Source organism: Escherichia albertii (assembly GCF_028622335.1).
Classification (GTDB): domain Bacteria; phylum Pseudomonadota; class Gammaproteobacteria; order Enterobacterales; family Enterobacteriaceae; genus Escherichia; species Escherichia albertii.
On sequence record NZ_CP117568.1, the window covers coordinates 4506073 to 4532486 of the forward strand.

Sequence of the window (26414 nt, forward strand, 5' to 3'; positions counted from 1 at the left end):
ACCACATCAGGCTCGGTGGTTCCTTCACTTTCCACAGTCAAAGGAAATGGGTAGACTGTTGTTTCCACAGTCAAAAGAAGGGCTTTGTTATGACAGATATTGTTAATCCTAAAACCAACCCACACGAAGCCGCTCAACAGATTATTGTTGAGCTTATCAGAGCCGGTAATCTTGCCCCTGGCATTGACGGAAAGCCAATCACAGTTGTTTATGAAAAAATTCTTGATGAGATTATCAGAATAAACAGTAAGTAATTAAGAGAACAAAATTTCGAATGCCTGGCGGATGGTTGCAGCATCTTCGTTCGCCAGTTTTTTTCGTTCATCTGATGACATCGATAACAATGCATTTCTCTCAATCAATGTAGCCAGCAGTTTAGATGCTATATTTTGAACGTCAGGACTTAATTCTAAGAATTTATTTCGACTACGTTCGAGAATAAGTTGTGTCGCAGGTGTATCTTTTAACTCAGATATTTTTATGTCCAATACATCAAGCATTTCTTTCGTTTTCTCAATTAGTAATTGTTCAATACATGAAATATCCATAATTACCTCGCTGTCAGTTGTTTTGATTTCCTGTAGCCTGCCGCGTAAAGAGCTTGTGTCACGAGATCGCTAACCCCGTATATAAAAACACTTCAATAACTATCAAGTTATGGAAATGTTCTTTTGTAGTGAGCAGCATTGCCGTTCATCCTGAACCCGCCGCGCTCCCGACGCATGGTTTAAAGACGCGCCGTTCGTCTATGGGCTTATGATGTACTTAAAGTTCATTAATGTAAAGTACCAATAGTACATTTTATTGGTATAAAAAGCTCACTACATCATAAGTTAGTGAACTTTAAGGAAATTTATTTTTATCCGAATCGCTTGTAATCGATTGACTGCCTAATGAGAACTTTGGCTAGAATGTGAAGTTGCTCTTCTTCACCTTCTTCTATGTACCATCGATCATAAGCGGCATTGTCAGAGATGACGGCAAGCCTGTTCTTTTGCATTTGCAGACGCTTAACATGCATTGTTTTTCCAAACACGAATACATAAATGCCATCGCCATCAAAACAGGTTATGGATACATCAACAAAGATCTCATCTCCCGGATTGATGGTTCCCTCCATGCTGTCACCGCGAACCGTGATGACTTTTACGCTTTCCTGTGGCCTTCCATTAAATAAAATTCTTGCCTGCTCGGTCGTATATTCAATTGCTCTTATCTTTTCTATAAATTCATTGGAAACCATGGTTCCTGGCCCGGCGCTCGCCTGAACATCCAATACATCAACACGATAAGAATCATTTGATCTTGATAGATGATTTACCGTGATACCGTCATCATCAGCATAGCCATGCAGATATGCCGCAGTGGTTCCCAGCACCGAAGCCAGAGATTCCATCTTGTCTTTTCTTGGTATTGACTCCCCGTTGAACCATTTACTAATGGCTTTTGGTGTGACCTTAAGCCTGACAGCTAAATCAGCCTGCCTACCATGCAAAGGTAATCCCGCTTTATCACAGGCCAGCGCAAGCCTCTGCGAGAAAGTTTCACGCTCTTTCTGTTGAACCATAAGTTCAACTATATTAGGTATTGACTGTACTATCAGTTCCGTCATAATATGAACCATAAGTTCACCACAGGAGAGAAGCATGAACGAAGTTACGTTTGGAGAAGTTATCAAATCCGTTCGAGTTTCTGTTGTGGCTGATGTTTGTGGACTTACGCCAAAAGCCATCTATAAGTGGCTTGAGCGTGGTTCTCTGCCGCGTACCGAGTTCACTGGTGAAACCGAATATGCGGATAAGATCGCCAAGGCATCAGGCGGCAAGTACTCAGCAGCACAGATTCGCCGTATCGGCAAACAGCAGTTTGTCATGTAATAAAAATGTACTTTTAGTACCGAACGGCCCGGTATACGGTCGGGTGCCCGGCGTGGTCAAGGATGACTGTCAATGGTGCACGATAAAAACCCAAATTATTTACCTATGGAGATAGTAAGAAATGACACAAGCAAGTTACAGCAAGCCAACACAGCGAGAAATTGATCGCGCAGAAACAGATTTACTTATCAACCTGTCAACGCTTACCCAGCGCGGTCTGGCAAAGATGATTGGCTGTCATGAATCGAAGATAAGCAGAACGGACTGGCGGTTTATTGCTTCGGTCTTGTGTGCTTTCGGAATGGCATCAGACATCAGTCCGATTAGCAGGGCTTTTAAGTATGCGCTTGATGGAATCACCAATAAAAAACGCCCGGCGGCAACCGAGCGTTCTGAACAAATCCAGATGGAATTCTGAGGTCATTACTGGATCAATCCACAGGAGTCATTATGACAAAACAACTCAGTCCTTACCAGGACAAAATTCACAAACACATACTACGTGATCGCTTCCTGTCCAGCTTCAAGCAGCCTGGTCGATTCCGGGCTGAGTTGGAAAAAGTGAAGCTGATGCAGAAGGAGAAAGGTCATGAGTAATCTTGCAACCGTAACACATTTAAGGCCTTCACAACGGCCTGTGGAGCGTCGTGTGGCAGAAGTTGAAGATGGTTATACCCGTCTTGCAAATGCCCTGTATGAAGAGCTTATCGGCGCAGATTTAACTAAAAATCAGAGCAAGGTTGCCCACGCCATATGCCGTAAAACATACGGCTACGGTAAAAAGATGGATCGCATCTCTGATAGTCAGTTAGCTCAAATTACCAGGCTGCCAAGACAGAAGGTAAACAAGGCCAAGAATGAGCTTATCGCGATGAAGGTTATCCTTCGCGAAGGCCAGCAAATCGGGCCTAACAAGAACATCGAAGAATGGCAAATCGAAGGGTGTCACTACTCTGGTGATAATGTCACTGCATTGGTGACAAAAAGTGTCACCAAAACGGTGACAGCGCTGTCACCAAAACAGGGACACACAAAAGAAACTATTACAAAAGAAAAAAGAAATAATAAAAACACTATGTCCGAAAGTGTTCGGACGGAGTGTGAAAAATCACCTGACCGTCACGAAGAAACCGACAAGGCATTCGAGGAAATATTCTGGTGTGCAGGCATGCGGAAAGCCGGGAAGAAAAACGCAGCTTCGGCATTCAGAACACAGTTCAGGGAATGGCGTAAAACTACCAGGGGTACCGCAAGCGAGTTTGCCACGATGCTGGCAGAAGACATCGCATGCAGGAATGGTAAGCAGTTCGGATTCGACAGGTTGTTACCATCGAGCTACCTGAACGGTCAGCGCTGGAACGACGAGAAGCCAGAAACTATTCAACCACAATCCAAACCATCATCCGCAATCACCGTATCGAAAACTGGCTACGTGTTTTTCGACAGGTGAACCATGAAATCAAAAATCAAATCGCTACTGGTCGCTGGTTATAACCACGGCTGGTTAAGTATTTCGTTTGTCGATTTCTGGTTTAAAAATCTCAATCTGAGGGAATCATGACGCCAAGTGAACTTAGCGACCTGCTTTGGGCGCAGGTTGACAGGGTGGCTCCGCACCTGCTGCCAAACGGCAAGAAAGAGGGGCATGAGTGGGTTGCCGGTAACGTCAACGGTGACAAGGGAAACAGCCTTAAGGTCAACCTTAGCGGCAAGAAAAAATGGGCTGATTTCGCTGAGGGAGACGGCGGTGACATGCTTGATTTGTGGATGGCATGTCGTGGAATTAACCTGCATCAGGCTATGCAGGAAGCGAAAGCATTTCTCGGTATCAAGGATGACGATCACCATTTCGATGCCAAACGTGAGAAAAAATTCTCCAGACCTGATCGCAAGAAAATCGCCCGCTACGTTACCAGAACAGAATCCCATCTTGAGTACCTGCAATCGCGTGGCATATCGCCAGAAGTCGTAAAGCGCTACGAGGTTGTCAGCGGCAAGGTGTGGAATGGAGAGCGAGAACTGGATGCTCTGGTGCTTCCGTACAAACGCGATGGTGAGTTGTTGCAGGTCAAGCGAATCAGCACTGAGCGCCCGGACGGGAAGAAAGTCATTATGGCAGAAGGTGATTGCGAACCTTGTCTGTTCGGATGGCAGGCTCTGGACGCTGGCGTGAGGGCGGTTGTACTTTGCGAAGGCGAAATTGATTGTATGAGCTATGCGCAATACGGCATCTCGGCGTTATCCGTGCCGTTTGGTGGCGGGAAAGGCGCTAAGCAACAGTGGATTGAGTTTGAGTATCACAACCTCGACAGGTTTGAGGAAATATTCATCTCGATGGACGTTGATGATGTTGGTCGTGAAGCCGCAAGGGAAATCGCAAGCCGACTCGGTGAACATCGTTGCCGTCTTGTTACTCTGCCGTACAAAGACATCAACGAATGCCTGATGAACGGTGTTACCGAGGATGAAATCTGGCAGTACATCGGCACGGCATCCTACTTCGATCCTGAAGAACTCTACAGCGCGCGAGAGTTTTACCAGGACACTATCAACGCTTTCTACGGCAAGCAGCAGTATCTGTTTAATCCACCGTGGGAATCTCTGGCAGATAAATTCCAGTTCCGTGAGGCAGAGTTGACGCTGGTCAATGGTGTGAACGGTCACGGAAAAGCCTGTCCACTTGATGAACCAATTCTGCTCGCTAATGGTGAATGGACTACTCACGGGGATGTAAAAATTGGCGATCAGGTGGCATCAGTAGACGGCAATCCGTCAACTGTCACCGGGATATTCCCGCAGGGTGTTAGAGATGTTTACCGAGTCACATTTGAAGATGGTCGTTATGTTGATTGCGCAGGCGATCACCTATGGGAGGTCACTAGTCGTGGATTCACGAAAGGCGAGAAGCGCCGCGTGATAGACACCTTCGAGCTGAAACGGTTGAGTGAAACGAAGAGGCACAAAAATGGCGTCAGGATACCCGAAATAACTGGTGACTTTGGCGACCACTCAGAGCCATTAGCATGGGTTATCGGCTCCCTTCTCGGGGATGGTAGTCTTAGCAATGGGAGCGTGAAGTTTTCAAACGTCGAGCCATACATGATCGAGCGTATGAAGGCTGAACTGCCTGATTACAACTTCTCTGGAGATGGTAAGGACTGGCTGATATCAACGGCGCGTGGTCAGGTAAATCCACTCATGGAGACCCTGCGAGTTTATGGACTAATGGGGTGCACAGCAAAAAACAAATTCATCCCTCGTGTGTTTTTTTCCGCAAACAAATCAACGCGTATAGGAATGCTGTGTGGTCTGCTTGAAACGGATGGTTATGTCGAGAAGGATGGAACGCTTGTTTTTTCCTCAGCAAGTGAAGAACTGCGTAATGGGGTTGTTCAACTGGTTAACTCACTCGGCGGTTCATGCCGGACGCGAGTTAAAACTGGCGTGACATACACATACAAGGGCGATAAGCGGCATGGGATGGATTCATATGAGGCAAGGATACGACTGACAAGGGAAATCAGGGAGGCCATCCGTTCACCACGACTCAATGGCAGATTAACTGCGCATCGATTCGAGGGGTGTGGGGTATTCGTCAGGAATGTTGAAAAAATCGGCAATGCAGAATGCTTGTGTATCATGGTCGATCACCCTCGCCACCTGTATGTAACCAGAGGATATGTGGCAACGCATAACACCGAGGTTGTCGGGCATATGGCACTTGAGGCAATGCGTCAGGGTGTGAAGACGTGCATCGCGTCACTTGAGCTGAAGCCTGGTATTCTCCTTAAGCGCCTTACCCGTCAGGCGACGTGCTGCAAGATGCCGCCAGTGCTGGAAATTGACTCTGCATTTAAATTTTATGACGAAAGACTTTGGGTGTTTGGCCTGACCGGAACGGCGAAAGCCGACAGGCTGATCGAAATATTCGACTACGCTCGCCGCCGATACGGCATCCAGTTATTCATCATCGACAGCCTGATGAAATGTGGCATAGGCGACGATGACTATAACGGGCAGAAGGCGTTTGTTGACTCGATTTGCGATTTCAAAAACAAAACAAACTCCCACGTCATTCTCGTTACTCACTCGCGAAAAGGTGACAGCGAAGAAAAACCAACCGGGAAAATGGACGTAAAAGGCTCTGGAGCGATAACAGACCTGACAGACAACCTTTTCATCATCTGGCGTAACAAGGCTCGCGAGAGAGCGTTACAGAGAGTTCAGAGTGGTGAAAAGATGTCAGAGAAGGACGAACAGCTACTGGCATCTCCGGCATCTGTTTTGATGCTTGAAAAACAACGTAACGGCGAAGGTTGGGAAGGTGGTGTCCCGTTGTTCCTTGACGAGCAATCGCACCAGTTCCTGCAACTTGAATCAGGATCGCCATATAGCTACATCGCCAATATGCCGAAATCGGAATATGACGAGGCGTGGCGACAGGAAAACGTGACGGAGTATTAAATGACCATCTACATTACTGAGCTAATAACAGGCCTGCTGGTAATCGCAGGCCTTTTTATTTGGGGGAGAGGGAAGTCATGAAAAAACTAACCTTTGAAATTCGATCTCCAGCACATCAGCAAAACGCTATTCACGCAGTACAGCAAATCCTTCCAGACCCAACCAAACCAATCGTAGTAACCATTCAGGAACGCAACCGCAGCTTAGACCAGAATCGAAAGCTTTGGGCTTGCCTTGGTGACGTCTCTCGTCAGGTTGAATGGCATGGTCGCTGGCTGGATGCAGAAAGCTGGAAGTGTGTGTTTACCGCAGCATTAAAGCAGCAGGATGTTGTTCCTAACCTTGCCGGGAATGGCTTTGTGGTAATAGGCCAGTCAACCAGCAGGATGCGTGTAAGCGAATTTGCGGAGCTATTAGAGCTTATACAGGCATTCGGTACAGAGCGTGGCGTTAAGTGGTCAGACGAAGCGCGACTGGCTCTCGAATGGAAAGCGCGATGGGGAGACAGGGCGGCATGAGACGACAGCGACGAAGTTTCACCGACATCATCTGCGAAAACTGCAAATACCTCCCAACGAAACGCTCCAGAAATAAACGCAAGCCAATCCCAAAAGAATCTGACGTAAAAACCTTCAATTACACGGCTCACCTGTGGGATATCCGGTGGCTAAGACATCGTGCGAGGAAAACAAGGTGATTGACCCAAATCGAAGTTACGAACAAGAAAGCGTCGAGCAGGCTTTAACGTGCGCTAACTGCGGTCAGAAGCTGCATGTGCTGGAAGTTCACGTGTGCTCAGATTGTTGCGCAGAACTGATGAGCGATCCGAATAGCTCAATGTACGAGGAAGAAGACGATGAGTGATTACCTGAAATGGTATCTCTGCCACCGCTGGTTAATTAAGTTTGCTGTAAAAGACTGGATGACAGCGGATGCCAACAAGCTTAAGCAAAGAAAAGACTATTACTACGCCAGAATGAAGGAAAACTACTGCTCAATTCGCACTCGCATATTTATTAAAAAAGACCTTCAGTCAATTCTTCAATTGCGAGGGAAGGTAAATGGCTAACCTACGCAAAGAAGCGCGCGGCAGAGAATGCCAGGTACGTATTTACGGCGTATGCAATGGCAATCCTGAAACTACAGTTCTGGCACATTACCGGATGGCTGGAATTTGCGGAACGGGAATGAAGCCTGACGACCTGATCGGCGCATGGGCTTGTAGCGCGTGTCACGATGAAATCGACCGACGCACCCATAATCTCGACAACAAAGACGCCAGACTTTACCACCTCGAAGGCGTGATCAGGACGCAGGCGATACTACTGAAGGAGGGGAAGATTAAGCCATGAACGGTAAAAGATATCCAACACAAAAAGAAATCAATGAATTGTATGAATATAATAGCGAAACAGGTTTGTTTATATACAAGAGAAGAGAAAGTGTAAGAGAGTGCTGGAATTCAACATATGCCGGTAAGATTGCTGGTTCTATAGATGAAAAAGGATACGTTCGTATATCTGTAAATAAAAAAGTTTGTCGAGCTCATAGAATCGCATGGATATCCTTTTATGGAAGTGAACCTGATGGGGAAATTGACCACATAAATGGAATTAAAAGCGATAACAGAATATGCAATTTGCGCGTTGTAGATGATAAACAGAACTCAAGGAACAGAAAAAAGCCTATTAATAATCGCTCTGGAGTAATTGGCGTTGCCTACTATAAGAAGAATAAAAAGTGGGGCGCATATATAAACAGTGATAATAAAAAGATATTTCTTGGATTATACGATGACATATCTCTAGCCGTTAATGCCAGAAAATTGGCGGAATCACGATTGGGCTATCACCATAATCATGGGAGAGGATAAATGGCAGAATACAGATTCACACTTCCGTACCCACCGTCGCTGAATACCTACTGGCGAAGACGGGGAAGCCAATACTACATCAGCGATAAAGGCCAGAAATACCGAAAAGACGTTCAGCAAATCATCCGCCAACTTAAGTTAGACATTTTCACCAAATCACGACTCCGCATCAAAGTCATCGCAGACGTTCCAGACTCCCGCCGCCGCGACCTCGATAACATCCTGAAAGGTTTACTCGACTCCCTTATCCACGCCGGATTTGCGGAAGACGACGAGCAATTCGATGACATTCGCGTAATTCGTGGTGTGAAAGTACCAGGTGGAAGGCTTGGAATAAAAATCACCGAACTGGAGAACGTATGAACGCCACAATTCAAACGATACCAGAGCTTCTTATCCAGACACGAGGCAATCAGACCGAAGTGGCGAGGATGCTTTCCTGCGCAAGAGGAACAGTGCTCAAGTACAACCGAGACAGCAAAGGCGAGCGTCACGTAATAGTTAACGGCGTCCTGATGGTCACGCCAGGCACAAAGGGAAGACGATGAGCATAAGAGAGCTAAACCTCACCAAAGAACAGCACGAGTGGCTGAATGGCTGGCTTGAACTGTGGGGCGCATGGGTTTATTCAGGTCGTCTTGAAAAGCGCATGAGCAGCGTAATAGCGAAGTTCATGGAGAGCGTAGAGCCGGGAAGAGTTATGACAAGGCCAATGTGCAATGATGATGATGGAATGTTGATTTCTCAGGTCGTCGATTCCGTCATGTACATTGACAAAAAAGCCTTTGGCATCCTCCTCAGCTACTACGCTCATGGTTCATCTAAGCGAGCAATTGCATCCTACTATCACGCGACTGCAAAGCCACGCAAGATGTGTGGACGTGGTGGCGAGGGATGGAGAAAACCTTCACTGGCAACCTGTAGAAACGAAATTGACGATATCCTGAAAGCGTCATTATTTGTTTTGTACCAACCAATGCAAAATGCTTTCAAAATGCGTAAACGTGTTGAGAAAGTTAAGCATGTTGCTGTTAAAAACCTTGACATGCAATTATCCATTTAGCCATAATATTCACATATGCCGCTGCTTTTGCATTCAGCAACCATCACAAGCCCACCTCCTGTGGGCTTTTTTGCATTCGCGTGCAATCAAAACAAGAGTCTTAGTGATATGGGCCTGAGATATGGTGGTGGAAACATCGCTCCGCTCTTGGCTGTCATATCTACGCGAACAGGCTCTATCCCTAAGGTAAAGCGATGAAAGAAATAAAATTAACGCCAGAAATGGTGCTTTCTGTTGTTGATTACAATCCATCATCAGGCGACTTTCACTGGAGATGGAGGCAGGGGAGAGAGAGGACCACTTTGACATGGAACTCTCGTTTTGCTTTCAAGAAATGCTCATCAATAAATTCTGATGGGTATTTAATGATTATGATTAATGGTAAAGCATACCCTGCTCACAGACTGGCATGGTTGATTGTTTATGGCACCATGCCCGATGGTTTTATTGATCACATCAACAGGGTAAGAACAGATAACCGGATATCAAATCTTCGTCTTGTCACTCATTCCGAAAATATGCAAAACAGGAAAATTCAGAAGAATAATAAATCTGGATACCGTGGCGTGTCTTGGGATGCTAAGTACGGGAAATGGAGAGCAAGAATTAATGCGTCTGGAAAGTGTATTAACCTTGGATACCATGACACTGCCGAACTTGCCGCTGCGGCTTTTGAGGCAGCCAGAATGAAATATCATACCGTTTAAAGATGTAAGCTGCCGTTAGTGACTCTTAAGTTGCAACGGTGGCTTTTTTATTTGGGTCAGTCGTATAAAGGTCATTACGGAAGGCTGTTAACCTTCTTATCGTGGTTCGAGTCCACGCTGTCCCGCCAAATATGCTGGTTTAGCTCCAATGGTAGAGCAGTCGCCTTGTAAGCGAATGTGTAGCGGTTCAAGTCCGTTAACCAGCACCATAACTGAGCCGTAGCCACTGGCTATCCTGAATTCATCAGTGATAGTTACGCTGCGGCCTTCTTTTTTTCCCTTCCCAATATAAGAACTACGCAATCCGTTACTGGCGGAGGCGTTGCTATGAAATCAATGGACAAAATCTCAACTGGCATTGCCTACGGAACATCCGCTGGTAGTGCGGGATACTGGTTTTTGCAGTGGTTGGATCAGGTCAGTCCGTCACAGTGGGCTGCGATTGGAGTGCTTGGAAGCCTTGTGTTGGGTTTTCTCACTTATCTGACAAATCTGTATTTCAAAATCAGAGAAGACAGACGAAAGGCTGCGAGAGGTGAATAATGCCTCCATCATTACGAAAAGCCGTTGCTGCTGCTATTGGTGGCGGAGCTATTGCTATAGCATCTGTGTTAATCACTGGTCCGAGTGGTGACGATGGTCTGGAAGGTGTCAGCTACATACCATACAAAGATATCGTTGGCGTATGGACTGTATGTCACGGACACACTGGAAAAGACATCATGCTCGGTAAAACGTATACCGAAGCAGAATGCAAAGCTCTCCTGAATAAAGACCTTGCCACGGTCGCCAGACAAATTAACCCGTACATCAAAGTCGATATACCGGAAACAATGCGCGGCGCTCTTTACTCGTTCGTTTACAACGTGGGCGCTGGCAATTTCAGAACATCGACGCTTCTTCGCAAAATAAACCAGGGCGATATCAAAGGCGCATGTGATCAGCTACGGCGTTGGACATACGCTGGCGGTAAGCAATGGAAAGGGCTGATGACTCGCCGTGAGATTGAGCGTGAAGTCTGTTTGTGGGGGCAGCAATGAGCAGAGTAACCGCGATTATCTCCGCTCTGGTTATCTGCATCATCGTCTGCCTGTCATGGGCTGTTAATCATTACCGTGATAACGCCATTACCTACAAAGAGCAGCGCGATAAAGCCGCATCCATTATCGCTGACATGCAGAGGCGTCAACGTGATGTAGCAGAACTCGACGCCAGATACACAAAGGAGCTTGCTGATGCTAACGCGACTATCGAAAGTCTCCGTGCTGATGTTTCTGCTGGTCGTAAGCGCCTGCAAGTCGCCGCCACCTGTGCAAAGTCAACGACCGAAGCCAGCAGCATGGGCGATGGAGAAAGCCCAAGACTTACAGCAGATGCTGAACTCAATTATTACCGTCTCCGAAGTGGAATCGACAGGATAACCGCGCAGGTTAACTACCTGCAGGAATACATCAGGACGCAATGCCTGAAATAATTTTTTTTGCAAATCACAAAGTCAATTTAATGAGCCTCGCGATGCGGGGCTTTTTTTACATCTGAATTTCACAGCGTATCGCAGCGCGTAACAATCCCGAGTCTTTCAGAAAGCTGAGCCTGAGAACTGCCGTATAGGTGAGGACCTCTCGGGGACGGCTTTTCTGTGCGAACAGGCTCAACTTTCTAAAGGAAATACCGACATGAACAAATCATTAACCGTTCTTCCTTCTGGCGAATACCCGACCATGAGCAGTCTTGAGATGGTGGATTACATTAATGCTGATCGGAAATCCAAAGCGGAGGCGGAGGGGCTTGCGTTCCCCTGTAAGAAATATCGCAAACTCGAACACCGCAGTTTCATGAAGAAAGTACCCAAGGTCCTCGGGGATGCAGCTGCAAAATTTTTTGCAACTGATACCTATATCAACGGAACAGGTGGTGTTGTGGAGAGGGATATTTACAATTTTCCCAAGCGTGAAGCTTGCCTCATGGCAATGAGCTACAGCTATGAGCTTCAGGCGCAGGTGTATGACCACATGACTGAGCTTGAGAGGGGGAAGGACATTAACCTTCTCGATTTCTCTGGCCTGACCGATATGGCAATCAGCGAAATGCAAAACCGTGTCGCGGCTGCTGAGAAGTTCTCATTTGAAATGCACGGTCAAGCAGGTAGCGCTCTCATGACTCGTCGGAAGAAAGAGAAGAAGGCCATTAAAAAGGCTGAGCAGCTTGTGAAGGATCTGATTCAGTTCAAGCTATGTGACATGGGGGATTTCCCTGATGGTAAACCAGCATGACTCCGATTGATTTCATACATAAAAATGTAACAACCGAGTTAATAAAGTTTGGATACGACCAAAACGCGGCTATGACTGGCGCTGACATGGCGGTGGAACATTACCGCCGTTGTTCACAAGCCAGCAGAAAAGGCCGAATTTTCGATGACTGCCTGTACATTGCAAAACAGTGGGCAGGTAAACAGAAAGGGAAAAAATGACAGTCTGAGAGCCACTTTCACAACGGCTCTCCATTACAAAGCCCATCTACTGGTGGGCTTGATAATGGCTTATACCCTACACGGGATAACTTAACTGATATCCCTTTTAACGGATAAACGGAGCCAACAATGGCAGAGATTATTCCCATGACTGAAGAACAGAAATTCCAGTTAGAGATTTATAAACTGGTCATGAACCAGAACGCAGCCGCAGAGGAAGCATTTCAGTTCATTGGCACTGACGAGCTGAAGCTTGAGCTATTCAAAATTCACTTCCAGTCGGGTGGCGCTAATTCAGATATCACGACCCGCACTATCGAAGCGGTGCGTAAATCGAAGGAAGCGTTAGACCTGTTCACTACCGGAGCGTAAACATGGCAACTCAAGGTTTCGACAACCCATCCAAATTCCGCGATGAATGGGATAAGCAAGCAGAAGGGAAATAATCAATATGGCGACTGAGAAAAAGAATGTCGGTCGCCCTTCGGATTACCTGCCGGAGGTGGCTGATGATATCTGTGCGCTGCTTGCCTCCGGGGAAAGTCTGGTTAAGGTTTGCAAGCGCCCCGGCATGCCAGCAAAGGCTACTGTATTTCGCTGGCTGTCAGAGCATGACGAATTTAGAGACAAGTACGCGAAGGCAGCTGAGGCGCGAGCTGATTCTATTTTCGAAGAGATATTCGAAATTGCTGACACTGCGATTCCAGATGCTGCAGAGGTGGCAAAGGCAAGACTTCGCGTTGATACACGCAAATGGGCGTTGGCCCGAATGAATCCCCGTAAGTATGGCGACAAGGTAACTAACGAGCTTGTCGGCAAAGACGGCGGCGCAATCCAGATTGAAACATCACCGATGAGTACTCTATTCGGAAAATGACCTCGATTAATCCTATCTTTGAACCGTTCATTGAGGCGCATCGCTACAAAGTCGCCAAAGGCGGTCGAGGTAGCGGTAAGTCATGGGCAATTGCGAGGCTGCTTGTTGAAGCGGCGCGTCGGCAGCCAGTGCGTATTCTCTGCGCTCGTGAACTGCAAAACAGTATCAGCGATTCGGTAATCCGGTTGCTTGAAGACACCATAGAGCGGGAAGGGTATTCGGCTGAGTTTGAAATTCAGCGTTCAATGATTCGTCATCTCGGAACGAATGCTGAATTCATGTTCTACGGCATAAAAAACAACCCGACTAAGATTAAATCGCTCGAAGGCATTGATATCTGCTGGGTGGAAGAAGCGGAAGCGGTAACAAAGGAATCGTGGGATATCCTGATACCAACCATCCGCAAGCCATTTTCCGAAATATGGGTGAGCTTCAACCCGAAAAACATCCTCGACGATACCTATCAGCGATTCGTAGTAAACCCTCCCGATGATATTTGTCTGCTGACGGTGAACTACACCGACAACCCGCACTTTCCTGAAGTTCTCCGTCTGGAGATGGAAGAGTGCAAACGCAGAAATCCGACACTGTATCGTCACATCTGGCTTGGTGAGCCGGTAAGCGCAAGTGATATGGCAATCATCAAACGTGAATGGCTTGAAGCCGCAACCGATGCGCACAAGAAACTAGGATGGAAAGCGAAAGGCGCGGTTGTCTCTGCTCATGACCCATCAGATACAGGGCCAGATGCTAAAGGTTATGCATCGCGTCACGGTTCGGTAGTTAAGCGCATTGCTGAAGGTCTGCTGATGGACATCAACGAGGGTGCTGACTGGGCTACTTCGCTGGCGATTGAAGACGGCGCTGACCACTACTTGTGGGATGGCGATGGTGTCGGTGCAGGGCTACGCAGACAGACAACGGAAGCGTTCTCCGGCAAGAAAATCACCGCCACGATGTTCAAGGGTAGCGAATCGCCATTCGATGAAGATGCACCATATCAGGCCGGAGCATGGGCCGATGAAGTCGTACAGGGCGACAACGTTCGCACTATTGGCGATGTGTTCCGCAATAAGCGAGCGCAATTCTATTACGCGCTGGCTGACAGGCTGTATCTGACATATCGGGCGGTTGTTCACGGTGAGTATGCAGACCCCGACGACATGCTGAGTTTCGACAAAGAAGCGATAGGCGAGAAGATGCTGGAGAAGCTGTTTGCAGAACTGACGCAGATTCAGCGCAAATTCAATAACAACGGGAAGCTGGAGCTTATGACTAAGGTCGAAATGAAGCAGAAGCTCGGTATTCCATCTCCTAACCTGGCTGATGCGCTGATGATGTGTATGCATTGCCCGGCATTGGTCCGCGAAGAAACTGAAATATACGTTCCCTCATCCTCCGGTTGGTAAACATGGCAGAGACATTAGAGAAAAAACATGAGCGGATCATGCTCAGGTTTGACCGCGCCTATTCTCCACAGCAGGAAGTGCGCGAAAAGTGCATTGAAGCTACGAGGTTTGCTCGTGTCCCCGGAGGTCAATGGGAAGGAGCAACGGCGGCTGGAACTAAGCTTGATGAGCAGTTCGAGAAGTATCCTAAGTTTGAAATCAATAAGGTTGCAACTGAACTTAACCGCATCATTGCAGAATACCGCAATAACAGAATCACCGTTAAGTTTCGTCCTGGTGACAGAGAGGCAAGCGAAGAGTTAGCCAATAAATTAAATGGTCTGTTCCGTGCTGACTACGAAGAAACTGATGGCGGTGAGGCTTGCGATAATGCATTTGACGACGCTGCTACTGGTGGTTTCGGTTGCTTCCGTTTGACGTCGATGCTGGTCAATGAATACGACCCCATGGACGATCGTCAGCGTATTGCTATTGAACCAATATACGACCCGTCGCGCTCTGTGTGGTTTGACCCTGACGCTAAGAAGTACGACAAATCTGACGCGTTGTGGGCGTTCTGTATGTATTCGTTGTCACCTGAAAAATATGAGGCTGAATACGGAAAGAAACCTCCTGCTTCTCTGGATGTAACGTCTATGACCAGTTGGGAATATGACTGGTTTGATGCAGATGTTATTTACATAGCGAAGTATTACGAAGTTCGTAAAGAGTCTGTTGACGTCATCAGTTATCGACATCCAATCACTGGAGAGATTGCAACATACGACAGTGATCAGGTTGAAGATATTGAAGATGAACTGGCAATAGCTGGATTTCAGGAAGTGGCAAGGCGCTCAGTGAAGCGCCGTCGTGTGTATGTATCCGTAGTGGATGGTGATGGTTTCCTTGAGAAACCTCGACGTATTCCTGGTGAGCATATCCCCCTCATCCCGGTTTATGGAAAACGCTGGTTCATTGATGACATTGAGCGTGTCGAAGGACATATTGCAAAAGCAATGGATCCACAGCGTTTGTATAACCTTCAGGTATCAATGCTGGCTGATACTGCAGCGCAAGACCCCGGTCAGATCCCTATAGTTGGCATGGAGCAAATTCGTGGACTTGAGAAGCACTGGGAGGCTCGCAACAAGAAACGACCAGCGTTCTTGCCTTTGCGCGAAGTGAGAGATAAATCTGGCAACATTATCGCTGGAGCTACCCCGGCAGGATATACACAGCCTGCGGTTATGAATCAGGCATTGGCTGCATTACTACAGCAAACAAGTGCAGATATTCAGGAGGTTACAGGCGGCAGTCAGGCCATGCAGCAGATGCCAAGTAATATTGCTCAGGAAACGGTTAACAACTTGATGAACAGAGCCGATATGGCTTCGTTTATCTATCTGGACAATATGGCGAAAAGTCTTAAACGCGCTGGTGAAGTATGGCTGTCAATGGCGCGTGAAGTGTACGGTTCAGAACGTGAAGTGCGCATCGTTAACGAAGATGGAAGTGATGATATCGCTGTCCTGAGCGCACAGGTTGTTGACAGGCAAACAGGGGCTGTTGTTGCGTTAAATGACCTTTCTGTCGGTCGATACGATGTGACGGTTGATGTTGGACCAAGCTACACAGCACGACGTGATGCAACGGTTTCTGTACTGACAAATGTCCTTAGCTCTATGCTTCCAACAGACCCAATGCGCCCGGCAATTCAGGGTATTATTCTGGACAATATCGATGGCGAAGGCCTTGATGACTTCAAAGAGTACAACCGAAACCAACTACTGATATCTGGTATTGCAAAACCACGCAATGAGAAAGAGCAGCAGATTGTTCAACAGGCGCAAATGGCAGCACAAAGCCAGCCAAATCCTGAAATGGTTCTCGCTCAGGCGCAAATGGTAGCAGCGCAGGCAGAAGCGCAAAAAGCAACTAACGAAACTGCTCAAACTCAAATCAAAGCATTTACTGCCCAGCAGGATGCGATGGAGAGTCAGGCAAACACTGTCTATAAACTGGCTCAAGCCAGAAACATCGATGACAAAGCAGTGATGGAGGCAATACGCCTTCTGAAAGATGTCGCCGAGTCACAACAACAGCAATTCCAGTCACCACCACAGTCACCGGCAGACTTAATGCCGAGTTAACCAGGAGTAATCAATGGAAAACGAACTGATCATCGACGGTCAGGTTATTGACCTGTCTGAAACACAGGAAAATGCAGAAGAAACCATCATCCAAACAGAGTCACAGCCTGAGAATGAAAGCCAGGATGACAACGGAAAAGAGATGGCAACTGATCCTGAAAAAACCGAAGAGACACCAGAAGATTACGCCTTGCGTATTGGTGATGAAGAAATTCAGCTTAACGCTGACGATGATGATCACATTGACGGGCAACCTGCACCGCAATGGGTGAAAGATCTTCGCAAAGGCTTCAAAGAAACACAGAAAGAAAACCGTGAGTTGCGCCGCCAGCTTGAGGAAGCATTAGCCAAGCCTGCGGAACATCAGCAACCACAACCAGACGCTATTCCACCAAAACCGACTCTTGAGTCGTGTGATTATGACGAACAGGCGTTTGAACAGGCATTGACTGATTGGCATGAGAAAAAAGGCCGTGTCGAACAGCAGCAGCAACAAAAACTACGTCAGCAACAGGAATACCAACAGCGTTTCCAGCAAAGGGTAGAAGCGCATAAACAACGGGCAGCCAAACTTCCTGTGAAAGATTATCAGGAAATGGAGGCCATTGTTCTTAGTGAGCTACCACCAATTCAGCAGGAAATCATCATTCACTGTGCAGACGAAGGCTCTGAACTACTCGCCTATGGCTTAGGTAAGAGCCAGCAATTACGCCAGCGTGTAGCCGCTGAGACAGATCCAATTCGCGCAGCATTCCTCTTGGGGCAGATTAGCAAACAGGTAAGCCTTGCTCCAAAACCAAAGAAAGCCATCAAGCCAGAGCCGGAAGTACGTGGTGGCGGTGCTGATGCGAAACAAGACGAATTCAACAAATTATGCCCCGGCGCAAAAATCGAATAAGGAAAAGATAAATGCCTAACAATCTCGACAGTAACGTCAGTCAAATCGTTCTGAAAAAATTCCTTCCGGGTTTTATGTCAGATTTAGTTCTGGCGAAAACCGTAGACCGTCAGTTGCTGGCAGGTGAAATCAACTCCAGCACTGGCGATAGCGTTAGCTTTAAACGTCCGCATCAATTCTCATCCCTCCGTACTCCCACTGGTGATATTTCAGGGAAAAATAAAAACAACCTGACCTCAGGTAAAGCTACGGGGCGTGTAGGTAACTACATCACTGTTGCTGTTGAATATCAGCAACTGGAGGAAGCGATCAAGCTTAACCAACTGGAAGAAATTCTCGCGCCGGTTCGCCAGCGAATCGTTACCGACCTTGAAACAGAGCTTGCTCACTTCATGATGAATAACGGTGCGTTGTCACTTGGTAGCCCCAATACTCCAATCACCAAATGGTCTGATGTTGCGCAGACGGCATCTTTCCTGAAAGACCTCGGCGTTAATGAAGGTGAAAACTATGCTGTAATGGATCCATGGTCTGCACAGCGACTTGCTGATGCGCAGACTGGTTTGCACGCTTCAGATCAATTGGTTCGTACTGCATGGGAGAATGCACAGATCCCAACCAATTTTGGCGGCATTCGCGCACTGATGTCTAATGGGCTTGCCTCTCGTACTCAGGGGGCATTTGGCGGAACACTGACAGTCAAAACACAGCCAACTGTTACCTATAACGCAGTTAAAGACTCATACCAGTTCACTGTAACATTGACCGGAGCGACAACCAGCGTTACAGGTTTCCTGAAAGCTGGTGATCAGGTTAAATTCACCAATACCTACTGGCTGCAACAGCAGACCAAACAGGCGTTGTATAACGGAGCCACACCAATTAGCTTCACTGCAACGGTTACTGCTGATGCTGATTCAGACGGCAGTGGCGATGTGACGGTTACGCTTTCTGGTGTTCCGATTTATGACACTACAAACCCGCAGTACAACTCTGTAAGTCGTCAGGTAGCGGCAGGCGATGACGTATCTGTAGTAGGCACTGCTAGCCAGACAATGAAGCCAAACCTGTTCTATAACAAGTTCTTCTGTGGACTTGGCTCTATCCCACTGCCGAAACTGCACAGTATTGATTCTGCTGTTGCAACATATGAAGGTTTCTCCATCCGCGTACATAAATACGCAGATGGCGATGCCAACGTGCAAAAAATGCGCTTCGACTTACTGCCTGCATATGTGTGCTTTAACCCTCACATGGGCGGTCAGTTCTTCGGTAATCCGTAATAACAAGGGGCTTACGCCCCTTTTATGTTTTAAGGAAACAATATGGATCGCATGAGTGTATTCCTTGCCGCAGATAACGAATCCGGGCATGTACAGGCCGTTATCGCAGAAAAAGACTTCCAGTTTTTCGAAAAGTTGGGCTTTGTTGCCTCAGTTGATGAATTGAAACCGACCAGTAAGCGAGGTCGTAAGGCGGCAGACAATGGCAACAGTACTGACAAAGGGTGAGATCGTCCTTTTTGCGCTTCGTAAGTTTGCTATTGCTTCTAATGCATCGCTGACTGATGTTGAGCCGCAATCAATTGAAGATGGTGTAAATGATCTGGAAGATATGATGTCCGAGTGGATGATTAACCCCGGCGACATTGGTTACGCTTTCGCAACTGGAGATGAGCAGCCATTACCAGATGATGAGTCAGGTCTTCCAAGAAAATACAAACACGCAGTAGGCTATCAGTTATTGCTGAGAATGCTATCTGATTACAGCCTTGAACCAACTCCGCAAGTTCTCAGTAACGCCCAACGCTCATATGATGCCTTGATGACCGACACTCTGGTTGTTCCTTCAATACGACGACGTGGAGATTTTCCTGTAGGACAGGGTAATAAATATGACGTGTTCACATCTGACCGATATTATCCAGGCGATCTCCCTCTGATTGATGGCGATATCACAAACGCATAGGTGAATAAATGCCTATTCAGCAACTTCCGCTTATGAAAGGTGTCGGCAAAGACTTCCGAAACGCCGACTATATCGACTATCTGCCAGTGAATATGCTGGCTACACCCAAAGAAATCCTGAACAGCAGCGGATATCTTCGCTCATTCCCGGGCATTGCCAAACGTTCTGATGTGAACGGTCTATCTCGCGGCGTCGAGTACAACATGGCGCAGAATGCTGTTTATCGCGTGTGTGGTGGCAAGTTGTATAAGGGCGAAAGCGAGGTCGGTGATGTTGCCGGAAGTGGTCGCGTATCAATGGCGCATGGTCGGACATCACAGGCGGTAGGCGTTAATGGTCAACTGGTCGAGTATCGCTATGATGGCACGGTTAAAACCGTCTCAAACTGGCCTACAGACAGCGGATTCACGCAGTATGAGTTAGGTTCTGTTCGTGACATTACGCGCTTACGCGGGCGTTATGCGTGGTCAAAAGACGGTACAGATTCATGGTTTATCACTGATCTTGAAGACGAATCACATCCTGACCGATACAGCGCACAATATCGTGCCGAGTCTCAGCCGGACGGCATCATCGGTATCGGGACATGGCGAGACTTCATCGTCTGCTTTGGTTCATCGACTATTGAATATTTCTCCCTTACTGGCGCAACCACCGTTGGTGCTGCTTTGTATGTCGCACAGCCATCACTGATGGTGCAAAAAGGCATTGCCGGGACTTACTGCAAAACGCCGTTTGCTGACTCGTATGCATTCATCAGCAATCCGGCAACAGGTGCGCCGTCTGTATACATCATCGGCTCCGGTCAGGTGTCACCAATCGCCAGCGCGAGCATTGAGAAAATCCTCCGCTCCTACACTGCTGATGAACTGGCTGATGGTGTGATGGAATCGCTGCGATTTGATGCTCATGAGTTGCTGATTATCCACCTTCCGCGCCATGTTCTCGTGTACGACGCATCTTCAAGCGCCAATGGTCCGCAATGGTGTGTGTTGAAAACTGGCCTGTATGACGATGTGTACCGCGCTATCGACTTCATTTACGAAGGCAATCAGATAACGTGCGGCGATAAGATGGAATCGGTGACCGGGAAATTGCAGTTCGATATCAGCAGTCAGTATGGTCTTCAACAGGAACACCTGCTGTTTACTCCGTTGTTCAAAGCGGATAACGCCAGAGTTTTCGACCTTGAAGTTGAATCTTCAACTGGCGTTGCGCAGTATGCTGACCGCCTGTTCCTCTCTGCAACTACTGACGGCATCAATTACGGGCGTGAGCAGATGATTGAGCAGAATGAACCGTTCGTTTACGACAAACGCGTTTTGTGGAAGCGTGTCGGGCGAATCAGGAAAAATGTCGGCTTCAAATTGCGCGTTATCACGAAGTCACCTGTCACTCTGTCTGGCTGCCAGATAAGGATTGAGTAATGGCGGATTCGAATCTCAATGTGCCGGTAGTCATTCAGGCTACACGACTCGATACATCAATCCTTCCACGCAATATATTCAGCCAGTCTTACCTGCTGTATGTCATAAATCAGGGAGCTGATGTCGGCGCAATTGCCGGGAAGGCAAATCAGGCTGGTCAGGGCGCTTACGATGCTCAGGTAAAAAACGATGAACAGGACGTCGAACTGGCAGATCACGACGCAAGAATCACCGCAAACACAAAAGCGATAAATCTCCTTGAGGTCAGGTTAACAACCGCCGAAGGGAAGATAGTCGTACTGCGTAGCGATGTTGATTACTTGCTGGATGAGGTTATCGATATTCAGGCGCATCTGATCACTGTTGACCAAAGACTGGATGGCGTAGAAAGCGATGTATCTGACATTAAGAGTGATTACGTATCGAAAACCGTAACCGAATCGCAGTCTCTTGCGTCACCGCTGGATGTAAAAACATCATATTCAGTTGATGGAATTCAGGTCGTTGGAGCAAGGCAGACCGGATGGACTGCAGCCACAGGTACGCCACTTCTTGGCTCATTCAACGCAAACCAGTCATACACTGTCGGCACTACGTACACGCAATCCGAAGTCGCAGCTCTCGCTACAGGTTTGCAGCAGGCGCGGCAGCGTATTCTGGCGCTTGAAACGGCACTTAGATTACATGGGCTGATTGACTGATGATTACATTCAAACCAACGCGAAACATCGACCTGATCGAAGCAGTCGGAAATCACCCTGACATTATCGCCGGGAGCAATAACGGTGATGGATACGACTACAAACCTGATTGCCGTTACTTTGAGGTGAACGTGCACGGGCAGTTTGGCGGCATTGTTTACTATCAGGAGATTCAGCCGCTGACCTTCGATTGCCACGCCATGTACCTGCCAGAGGTTCGTGGATTCAGCAAGGAAATCGGGCTGGCGTTCTGGCGATACATTCTGACTAACACCACCGTTCAGTGCGTCACATCGTTCGCCGCACGCAAATTCCGCCACGGGCAGATTTACTGCGCAATGATTGGCCTTAAGCGTGTCGGAACCATCAAGAAATACTTTAAAGGCGTGGATGACGTGACTTTTTACAGCGCCACACGCGAAGAACTAATCGACTTCCTGAATCACGGGAGATAGCCATGTTATATGCATTTAAGCTGGGCAGAAAACTGCGCGGCGAGGAACCTTATTGCCATGAAAAAGGCGGGAAAGGTGGCAGTTCTGATAAAAGCGCAAAGTATGCCGCAGAAGCCCAGAAGTATGCCGCAGACCTGCAAAATCAGCAGTTCAACACCATCATGAACAACCTGAAGCCGTTTACTCCTCTGGCTGATAAGTATGTCGGCAGCCTCGAGAACTTATCGTCTCTGGAAGGGCAAGGTCAGGCACTTAACCAGTATTACAACTCTCAGCAGTACAAAGATCTTGCTGGTCAGGCTCGCTATCAGAGTCTGGCGGCAGCGGAAGCAACAGGTGGATTGGGTTCCACTGCAACCGGTAATCAGTTAGCAACAATCGCACCAACGCTTGGTCAGCAATGGCTATCTGGTCAGATGAACAACTACCAGAATCTGGCAAATATTGGTCTTGGCGCACTGCAAGGTCAGGCAAACGCCGGGCAAACATATGCCAACAATATGAGTCAGATTTCGCAGCAAAGTGCGGCTCTTGCAGCGGCAAATGCCAACAGACCATCAGCAATGCAATCTGCTATTGGCGGAGGTGCGTCTGGTGCTATTGCTGGGGCCGGACTTGCGAAATTAATTGGTTCATCAACTCCGTGGGGGGCTGCGATCGGCGGCGGTCTTGGTCTGCTTGGCTCGTTGTTTTAAGGGGTAATCAATGGCTACGTGGCAACAGGGTATTAATTCTGGTGGTTTTCTGGCTGGCATCGGTACGCAAAATGAGAATGCGCCAAAGGCAAGCGACATTAACGCAACGCTTGGTCTGATCCGCGAAAACAATGAACTGGCTCGCTCAGGTGCAAATAACATTGGTCTGACCGCGTTACGTGGTCTGGCTGGAGTTGCTGATATTTACAATCAGGAACAGCAACAGAAAGCTATTAGTGCGTTCAATAAGGTTCACGCTGATGCATGGGCTTCTGGTGATCCATCGGGACTATTTAAGTTTGCCCAGGAAAATCCAGCGTTTGTTGCACAGGCACAACAGGCGTTTTCCGGTCTTAATGATCAGCAACGCAACGATATGGGCGATTTAGCCATGAGGGCTAACGTCGCTCTTTCTCAGGGACCGGAAGCCTACAGTAAATTCATTACTGACAACAAGGACAGGTTAAATCGCGTTGGTGCTAATGCTGACTGGATGATTCAGACAGGTATCCAGAATCCAGAGCAGCTATCACACATGCTGACTACTATGTCTCTCGGTGCGCTTGGACCAGAAAAGGCGTTTGCTGTTCAGGATAAGATGGTTGGTCGCCAGCAGGAGCAGCAAAGAATTAACGAAACAATCCGTAATAATGACATGACAAATGCCAGAGGGTGGGCAAGCAACAATATTGCGCAACAAAATGTCAATCTTCGTCGGATGGAATTAGAGGACAAGAAATACGACAGACTCATCGCAAATGAAACTAATGCCTTAAAACTTGCTGAATTGCAGGACAAGAGATTGCAGAATCAGCAAGCTATGGAGCAGGCAAAGCGAGATAAGGCTGATGCGTACAACTCTGGAATGGATAATCTTTCCAGAACGATAGAGACGGCTACAAAAGTTCTTAATAGCCCGGGTTTCACGGGATATTTCGGAACAAACCTAAACCCACTATCGAGTAGATTCATTCCAGGAACAGAGGCTGCTGATACAGAAACTCTGGTTGACACACTGAAATCTCAGGGATTCTTATCTGGCATTCAGCAGATGAAAGGGATGGGGGCTTTAAGTAATGCCGAGGGGCAAAAGGTAATGGATGCTATTGGTAGTTTGTCCCCAAATCAGTCTGAAAAATCAGCCAGAGCAGCTATCAAAACAATCATAAAAACCACTGAGATGGCTCAGAAACGTATGCAACAGAAATACGGGAAGGACATACAACCGTCTCAACAGCAGCTTTCTGATGATGACCTGATTAATAAATATCTCGGAGGGCAGTAATGGCCTATAGTCGTGAACAGTTGATGACGGCGTTAAGGAATGCTGATGCTGCCGGCGATACTGAGGGAGCACGTCGCATTGCTCAGATGCTGTCTTCTGATGATCAATCCACTCAAAACCAATCGCAGCCAGAAGAACAATCTCTGGTAGGAAAAGCTACTGACTGGCTCACTGGTGGTCAAAGTGCAGGGCAAATTGCAGAACAGGCTGGTCGTGGTCTGGTAAACATACCATTTGACGTATTGCAGGGTGGCGCAAGTCTGATTAATGCAATCAGCCAGGGGCTTGGTGGTCCAAAGGTTTTGGATGATGTTTATCGCCCTGTCGATCGACCTACAGACCCTTACGCGCAAGCCGGTGAAACAATTGGTGGGTATCTCCTGCCAATTGGCACAGCGGCAAAAGCTGTTGGAGCGACAGCAAAGCTCGCTGGAGATATCGGTTCCGCAGGAAACATGATTGCAGGTTCTCTTGCTGATGCTGCAAATCAGGAGGGCGACTTTGCACAAAATGCTGCCATTAACGGTGGTATCAATATTGGTGCTCAAGGCGTTCTTTCAGGTGTCGGGCGCGTTATTGCGCCAAGAGTTTCACAGGCTCTTGGTGGTGCAGCACTGAATTCTGCTAATGATGTTTCCAGGATGGCAAAGTCAGGTGCTGGGCGTCAGTCAATTGCCAGTCAGGCCGCTAATGTGTCCGAAGATGTAGCAAAAGCGGCTGAGTCTGCTGGAATTGATATAAACGCATTAACACCAGGAATGCGATCTGGAAGTCGTGGAATTGCACAAGCCGAAGGCGCATTGGCATCAACACCAGGAATTGTTCAGGATGCCCATCAGGCAGCATTTAACGAAATATCATCAAAGTTAAGTCGAAACCTTGATGAATTTGGGGCCGCATCTGGAACGGCATCAGAAAAAAGTGCGGCTATAAAACAAAGGATTCTTCAAAATCTTGATCAGATGAAGGATGCCGAGCGCGCGGCATGGGATGACGTGCGGTCAACAATGCCAAATCAAAAAGCAAGAATGCTAAATGGTAATGCCGTTATTCAGGCAGAGAGATCTGCTGGCATACCGCTTACTCCTGAAATGAAACAGTTTGTTCAGGCAAACAATCAAGGTGGAGTAACATTTGATGGCATGAAAGCATGGAGAGCGAAATTTGCTGATGCTGAGCAAAAATATAAGCGTAGCGGAGAGGCAAATGCGGCAAGGAGAGCAGGGGAAATACGCCGGGCAATTACTGATGATATGCGCACAATGGCGGAAAACGGCGGATTTCTTGATGACTGGCAAAAAGCTAATGATCTGTCTAAAGCGAGGCTATCCGCACAAGAGAGTGCAGAGTCTGTTTTTGGGCGTGATTTGGCAACAGATGCACTGATTACGAATGGAGTAAAATCCCTTCAATCATCGTCAGCTAAAGGTCTTAATGGTCCTGCTGGGTTCCATTCTATGATCCGCGCGCTGCCAGAATCAGAGCGTGTTCCTGCTATATCATCAATGTTGCAAGATGCTATCTCGCATGGTGTACGTGGTGGCAAAGCTGATGCAGCAGGAATTAACCATATCGCAGGGATACTTACCCCACAAAATGTAAAAGCCATTAGCAGATATTCCTCAGAACTCGGAAGAATTGCTGATGCATATGGCACTCTTGCAAGAGCAGCAGTGAAACCTCAGCAGTATATTGAAAGAACAGGGAGAACTGCCAATGTACTACGCGATCTGGATGCCGGTTTATCCAACGTCACATCAACAGTGTTAAATGCAATTGCCAACTCAACATCAGGTGCCATTGTTGGTGGAGCAGGAGGGGGCATTGCAGGCGCTGCCGCAGGTGCTTTAGTTGGCGCCGGGTTAAAAGGTGCTGTATCTAAAATTGCCACCACGCGTAGCGGCCGATATGCGATAGAGAAAGCAGTTCAGGAAGCCACGAAAGCAGTAAGAGCTGGCGGAAGTAAAGAAGCATTAGCGGCGGCGGAACGCAGATTTATGGCAAATAAGGCCGCCGTAAAAGCAATTCGCGATGCACTAGGAAACGAAGAGTTCCAGCGTTTGTCGAGGGCTGGGATTGTGGCATCGCTAAGCGGAATGACACAGGAGTAATT

Annotated in this window: 37 protein-coding genes and 2 tRNA genes; 37 read left to right on the top strand and 2 right to left on the bottom strand. The window is 47.6% G+C overall.

From position 1 onward, the window contains the following. Nucleotides 1–89: 89 nt before the first annotated feature. Nucleotides 90–254 carry a hypothetical protein gene (locus PS053_RS21730; RefSeq protein ID WP_000129979.1) on the top strand — a complete coding sequence of 55 codons (165 nt, stop codon included), beginning with the start codon at nt 90–92 and terminating at the stop codon, nt 252–254. Here PS053_RS21730 and PS053_RS21735 read toward each other — a convergent pair whose 3' ends face one another. Together PS053_RS21735 and PS053_RS21740 are read right to left on the bottom strand one after the other, a co-directional pair. Next, entirely contained in the window at nt 255–548 is a 294-nt protein-coding gene (locus PS053_RS21735) for a hypothetical protein (RefSeq protein WP_039020496.1), read from the bottom strand. A gap of 311 nt (nt 549–859) precedes the next feature. Next, on the bottom strand, nt 860–1567 hold the full coding sequence (locus tag PS053_RS21740; RefSeq protein ID WP_213091065.1) for a LexA family transcriptional regulator: 708 nt from the start codon (nt 1565–1567) through the stop codon (nt 860–862). A gap of 79 nt (nt 1568–1646) precedes the next feature. Here PS053_RS21740 and PS053_RS21745 point away from each other — a divergent pair, with 79 nt between their 5' ends. The 36 genes from PS053_RS21745 (at nt 1647) to PS053_RS21920 (ending at nt 26412) form a co-directional block, all read left to right on the top strand. Further along, nucleotides 1647–1877 (top strand): hypothetical protein, encoded by a 231-nt coding sequence (locus PS053_RS21745; protein ID WP_001535911.1) that lies wholly within the window; start codon nt 1647–1649, stop codon nt 1875–1877. Between the two features lie 121 nt (nt 1878–1998). Continuing rightward, nucleotides 1999–2295, top strand: a complete 297-nt coding sequence (locus PS053_RS21750) for a CII family transcriptional regulator (protein ID WP_273774476.1) — start codon at nt 1999–2001, stop codon at nt 2293–2295. 32 nt (nt 2296–2327) lie between these two features. Continuing rightward, entirely contained in the window at nt 2328–2474 is a 147-nt protein-coding gene (locus tag PS053_RS21755) for a DUF2740 family protein (protein WP_000166207.1), read from the top strand. Next, complete coding sequence (locus PS053_RS21760) at nt 2467–3327, top strand: replication protein (protein ID WP_000067065.1); 861 nt, start codon at nt 2467–2469, stop codon at nt 3325–3327. Before PS053_RS21755 ends, PS053_RS21760 begins: the two co-directional genes overlap by 8 nt. Before the next feature lie 107 nt (nt 3328–3434). After that, nucleotides 3435–6341, top strand: coding sequence for a toprim domain-containing protein (locus PS053_RS21765; protein ID WP_273774490.1), 2907 nt, complete (start codon nt 3435–3437; stop codon nt 6339–6341). Nucleotides 6342–6418: 77 nt separating this feature from the next. Continuing rightward, nucleotides 6419–6859 carry a recombination protein NinB gene (locus tag PS053_RS21770; protein ID WP_000736913.1) on the top strand — a complete coding sequence of 147 codons (441 nt, stop codon included), beginning with the start codon at nt 6419–6421 and terminating at the stop codon, nt 6857–6859. Next, nucleotides 6856–7038 carry a NinE family protein gene (locus PS053_RS21775; protein ID WP_001254221.1) on the top strand — a complete coding sequence of 61 codons (183 nt, stop codon included), beginning with the start codon at nt 6856–6858 and terminating at the stop codon, nt 7036–7038. Before PS053_RS21770 ends, PS053_RS21775 begins: the two co-directional genes overlap by 4 nt. Next, nucleotides 7035–7205: a protein NinF gene (locus tag PS053_RS21780; protein ID WP_113369279.1), complete on the top strand. Its 171-nt coding sequence runs from the start codon at nt 7035–7037 to the stop codon at nt 7203–7205. Before PS053_RS21775 ends, PS053_RS21780 begins: the two co-directional genes overlap by 4 nt. Next, nucleotides 7198–7410, top strand: coding sequence for a hypothetical protein (locus PS053_RS21785; RefSeq protein ID WP_001286917.1), 213 nt, complete (start codon nt 7198–7200; stop codon nt 7408–7410). The genes PS053_RS21780 and PS053_RS21785 overlap by 8 nt, the downstream gene beginning before the upstream one ends. Next, entirely contained in the window at nt 7403–7693 is a 291-nt protein-coding gene (locus tag PS053_RS21790) for a DUF1364 domain-containing protein (RefSeq protein WP_000002243.1), read from the top strand. The genes PS053_RS21785 and PS053_RS21790 overlap by 8 nt, the downstream gene beginning before the upstream one ends. Then, nucleotides 7690–8214, top strand: a complete 525-nt coding sequence (locus PS053_RS21795; RefSeq protein WP_059240179.1) for an HNH endonuclease signature motif containing protein — start codon at nt 7690–7692, stop codon at nt 8212–8214. The genes PS053_RS21790 and PS053_RS21795 overlap by 4 nt, the downstream gene beginning before the upstream one ends. Next, nucleotides 8215–8577, top strand: coding sequence for a RusA family crossover junction endodeoxyribonuclease (locus tag PS053_RS21800; RefSeq protein WP_016248923.1), 363 nt, complete (start codon nt 8215–8217; stop codon nt 8575–8577). Continuing rightward, entirely contained in the window at nt 8574–8762 is a 189-nt protein-coding gene (locus tag PS053_RS21805) for a protein ninH (RefSeq protein WP_033555237.1), read from the top strand. Before PS053_RS21800 ends, PS053_RS21805 begins: the two co-directional genes overlap by 4 nt. Beyond that, nucleotides 8759–9277 (top strand): antiterminator Q family protein, encoded by a 519-nt coding sequence (locus tag PS053_RS21810; RefSeq protein ID WP_001535924.1) that lies wholly within the window; start codon nt 8759–8761, stop codon nt 9275–9277. Before PS053_RS21805 ends, PS053_RS21810 begins: the two co-directional genes overlap by 4 nt. Before the next feature lie 194 nt (nt 9278–9471). Next, nucleotides 9472–9984, top strand: coding sequence for an HNH endonuclease signature motif containing protein (locus PS053_RS21815; protein WP_000658765.1), 513 nt, complete (start codon nt 9472–9474; stop codon nt 9982–9984). Between the two features lie 53 nt (nt 9985–10037). Continuing rightward, nucleotides 10038–10112, top strand: a tRNA-Asn gene (locus PS053_RS21820). Nucleotides 10113–10117: 5 nt separating this feature from the next. After that, nucleotides 10118–10193, top strand: a tRNA-Thr gene (locus PS053_RS21825). Nucleotides 10194–10311: 118 nt separating this feature from the next. Next, complete coding sequence (locus PS053_RS21830) at nt 10312–10527, top strand: class II holin family protein (RefSeq protein WP_000839574.1); 216 nt, start codon at nt 10312–10314, stop codon at nt 10525–10527. Then, the gene (gene rrrD / locus PS053_RS21835; RefSeq protein ID WP_256879313.1) at nt 10527–11024 is read left to right on the top strand and encodes a lysozyme RrrD; all 498 of its coding nucleotides are present in this window, start codon (nt 10527–10529) and stop codon (nt 11022–11024) included. Before PS053_RS21830 ends, rrrD begins: the two co-directional genes overlap by 1 nt. Beyond that, nucleotides 11021–11458 carry a lysis protein gene (locus PS053_RS21840; RefSeq protein ID WP_273774500.1) on the top strand — a complete coding sequence of 146 codons (438 nt, stop codon included), beginning with the start codon at nt 11021–11023 and terminating at the stop codon, nt 11456–11458. The genes rrrD and PS053_RS21840 overlap by 4 nt, the downstream gene beginning before the upstream one ends. Before the next feature lie 202 nt (nt 11459–11660). After that, nucleotides 11661–12257, top strand: a complete 597-nt coding sequence (locus PS053_RS21845; protein ID WP_262933659.1) for a Rha family transcriptional regulator — start codon at nt 11661–11663, stop codon at nt 12255–12257. Then, nucleotides 12254–12457, top strand: coding sequence for a hypothetical protein (locus PS053_RS21850; protein WP_054413177.1), 204 nt, complete (start codon nt 12254–12256; stop codon nt 12455–12457). The genes PS053_RS21845 and PS053_RS21850 overlap by 4 nt, the downstream gene beginning before the upstream one ends. 129 nt (nt 12458–12586) lie before the next feature. Beyond that, nucleotides 12587–12829 carry a DUF2560 family protein gene (locus PS053_RS21855; protein WP_000807788.1) on the top strand — a complete coding sequence of 81 codons (243 nt, stop codon included), beginning with the start codon at nt 12587–12589 and terminating at the stop codon, nt 12827–12829. Nucleotides 12830–12908: 79 nt separating this feature from the next. Beyond that, complete coding sequence (locus PS053_RS21860; protein ID WP_256879311.1) at nt 12909–13334, top strand: terminase small subunit-like protein; 426 nt, start codon at nt 12909–12911, stop codon at nt 13332–13334. Continuing rightward, nucleotides 13331–14743: a PBSX family phage terminase large subunit gene (locus PS053_RS21865; protein ID WP_000200764.1), complete on the top strand. Its 1413-nt coding sequence runs from the start codon at nt 13331–13333 to the stop codon at nt 14741–14743. Before PS053_RS21860 ends, PS053_RS21865 begins: the two co-directional genes overlap by 4 nt. Before the next feature lie 2 nt (nt 14744–14745). Then, on the top strand, nt 14746–16872 hold the full coding sequence (locus PS053_RS21870) for a portal protein (RefSeq protein ID WP_000852334.1): 2127 nt from the start codon (nt 14746–14748) through the stop codon (nt 16870–16872). 13 nt (nt 16873–16885) lie between these two features. Continuing rightward, nucleotides 16886–17770 (top strand): hypothetical protein, encoded by an 885-nt coding sequence (locus tag PS053_RS21875; protein WP_000426729.1) that lies wholly within the window; start codon nt 16886–16888, stop codon nt 17768–17770. Between the two features lie 11 nt (nt 17771–17781). Further along, on the top strand, nt 17782–19053 hold the full coding sequence (locus tag PS053_RS21880; protein WP_273774517.1) for a P22 phage gp5 family major capsid protein: 1272 nt from the start codon (nt 17782–17784) through the stop codon (nt 19051–19053). Nucleotides 19054–19095: 42 nt separating this feature from the next. Next, nucleotides 19096–19281, top strand: coding sequence for a hypothetical protein (locus PS053_RS21885; protein WP_000375637.1), 186 nt, complete (start codon nt 19096–19098; stop codon nt 19279–19281). After that, entirely contained in the window at nt 19256–19738 is a 483-nt protein-coding gene (locus tag PS053_RS21890; protein WP_256879307.1) for a packaged DNA stabilization gp4 family protein, read from the top strand. Before PS053_RS21885 ends, PS053_RS21890 begins: the two co-directional genes overlap by 26 nt. 8 nt (nt 19739–19746) lie before the next feature. Beyond that, nucleotides 19747–21165: a packaged DNA stabilization protein gp10 gene (locus tag PS053_RS21895; protein ID WP_273774519.1), complete on the top strand. Its 1419-nt coding sequence runs from the start codon at nt 19747–19749 to the stop codon at nt 21163–21165. After that, nucleotides 21165–21866, top strand: a complete 702-nt coding sequence (locus PS053_RS21900; RefSeq protein WP_273774520.1) for a phage tail protein — start codon at nt 21165–21167, stop codon at nt 21864–21866. The genes PS053_RS21895 and PS053_RS21900 overlap by 1 nt, the downstream gene beginning before the upstream one ends. Next, nucleotides 21866–22321 carry a DUF2824 family protein gene (locus tag PS053_RS21905; protein ID WP_000627630.1) on the top strand — a complete coding sequence of 152 codons (456 nt, stop codon included), beginning with the start codon at nt 21866–21868 and terminating at the stop codon, nt 22319–22321. The genes PS053_RS21900 and PS053_RS21905 overlap by 1 nt, the downstream gene beginning before the upstream one ends. Nucleotides 22322–22323: 2 nt before the next feature. After that, nucleotides 22324–23016, top strand: a complete 693-nt coding sequence (locus PS053_RS21910) for a hypothetical protein (protein ID WP_047662489.1) — start codon at nt 22324–22326, stop codon at nt 23014–23016. A 10-nt stretch (nt 23017–23026) separates the two neighbouring features. Continuing rightward, nucleotides 23027–24301, top strand: a complete 1275-nt coding sequence (locus PS053_RS21915) for a DNA transfer protein (RefSeq protein WP_256909637.1) — start codon at nt 23027–23029, stop codon at nt 24299–24301. After that, on the top strand, nt 24301–26412 hold the full coding sequence (locus PS053_RS21920) for a DNA transfer protein (protein WP_256909638.1): 2112 nt from the start codon (nt 24301–24303) through the stop codon (nt 26410–26412). Before PS053_RS21915 ends, PS053_RS21920 begins: the two co-directional genes overlap by 1 nt. Nucleotides 26413–26414 lie beyond the last annotated feature (2 nt).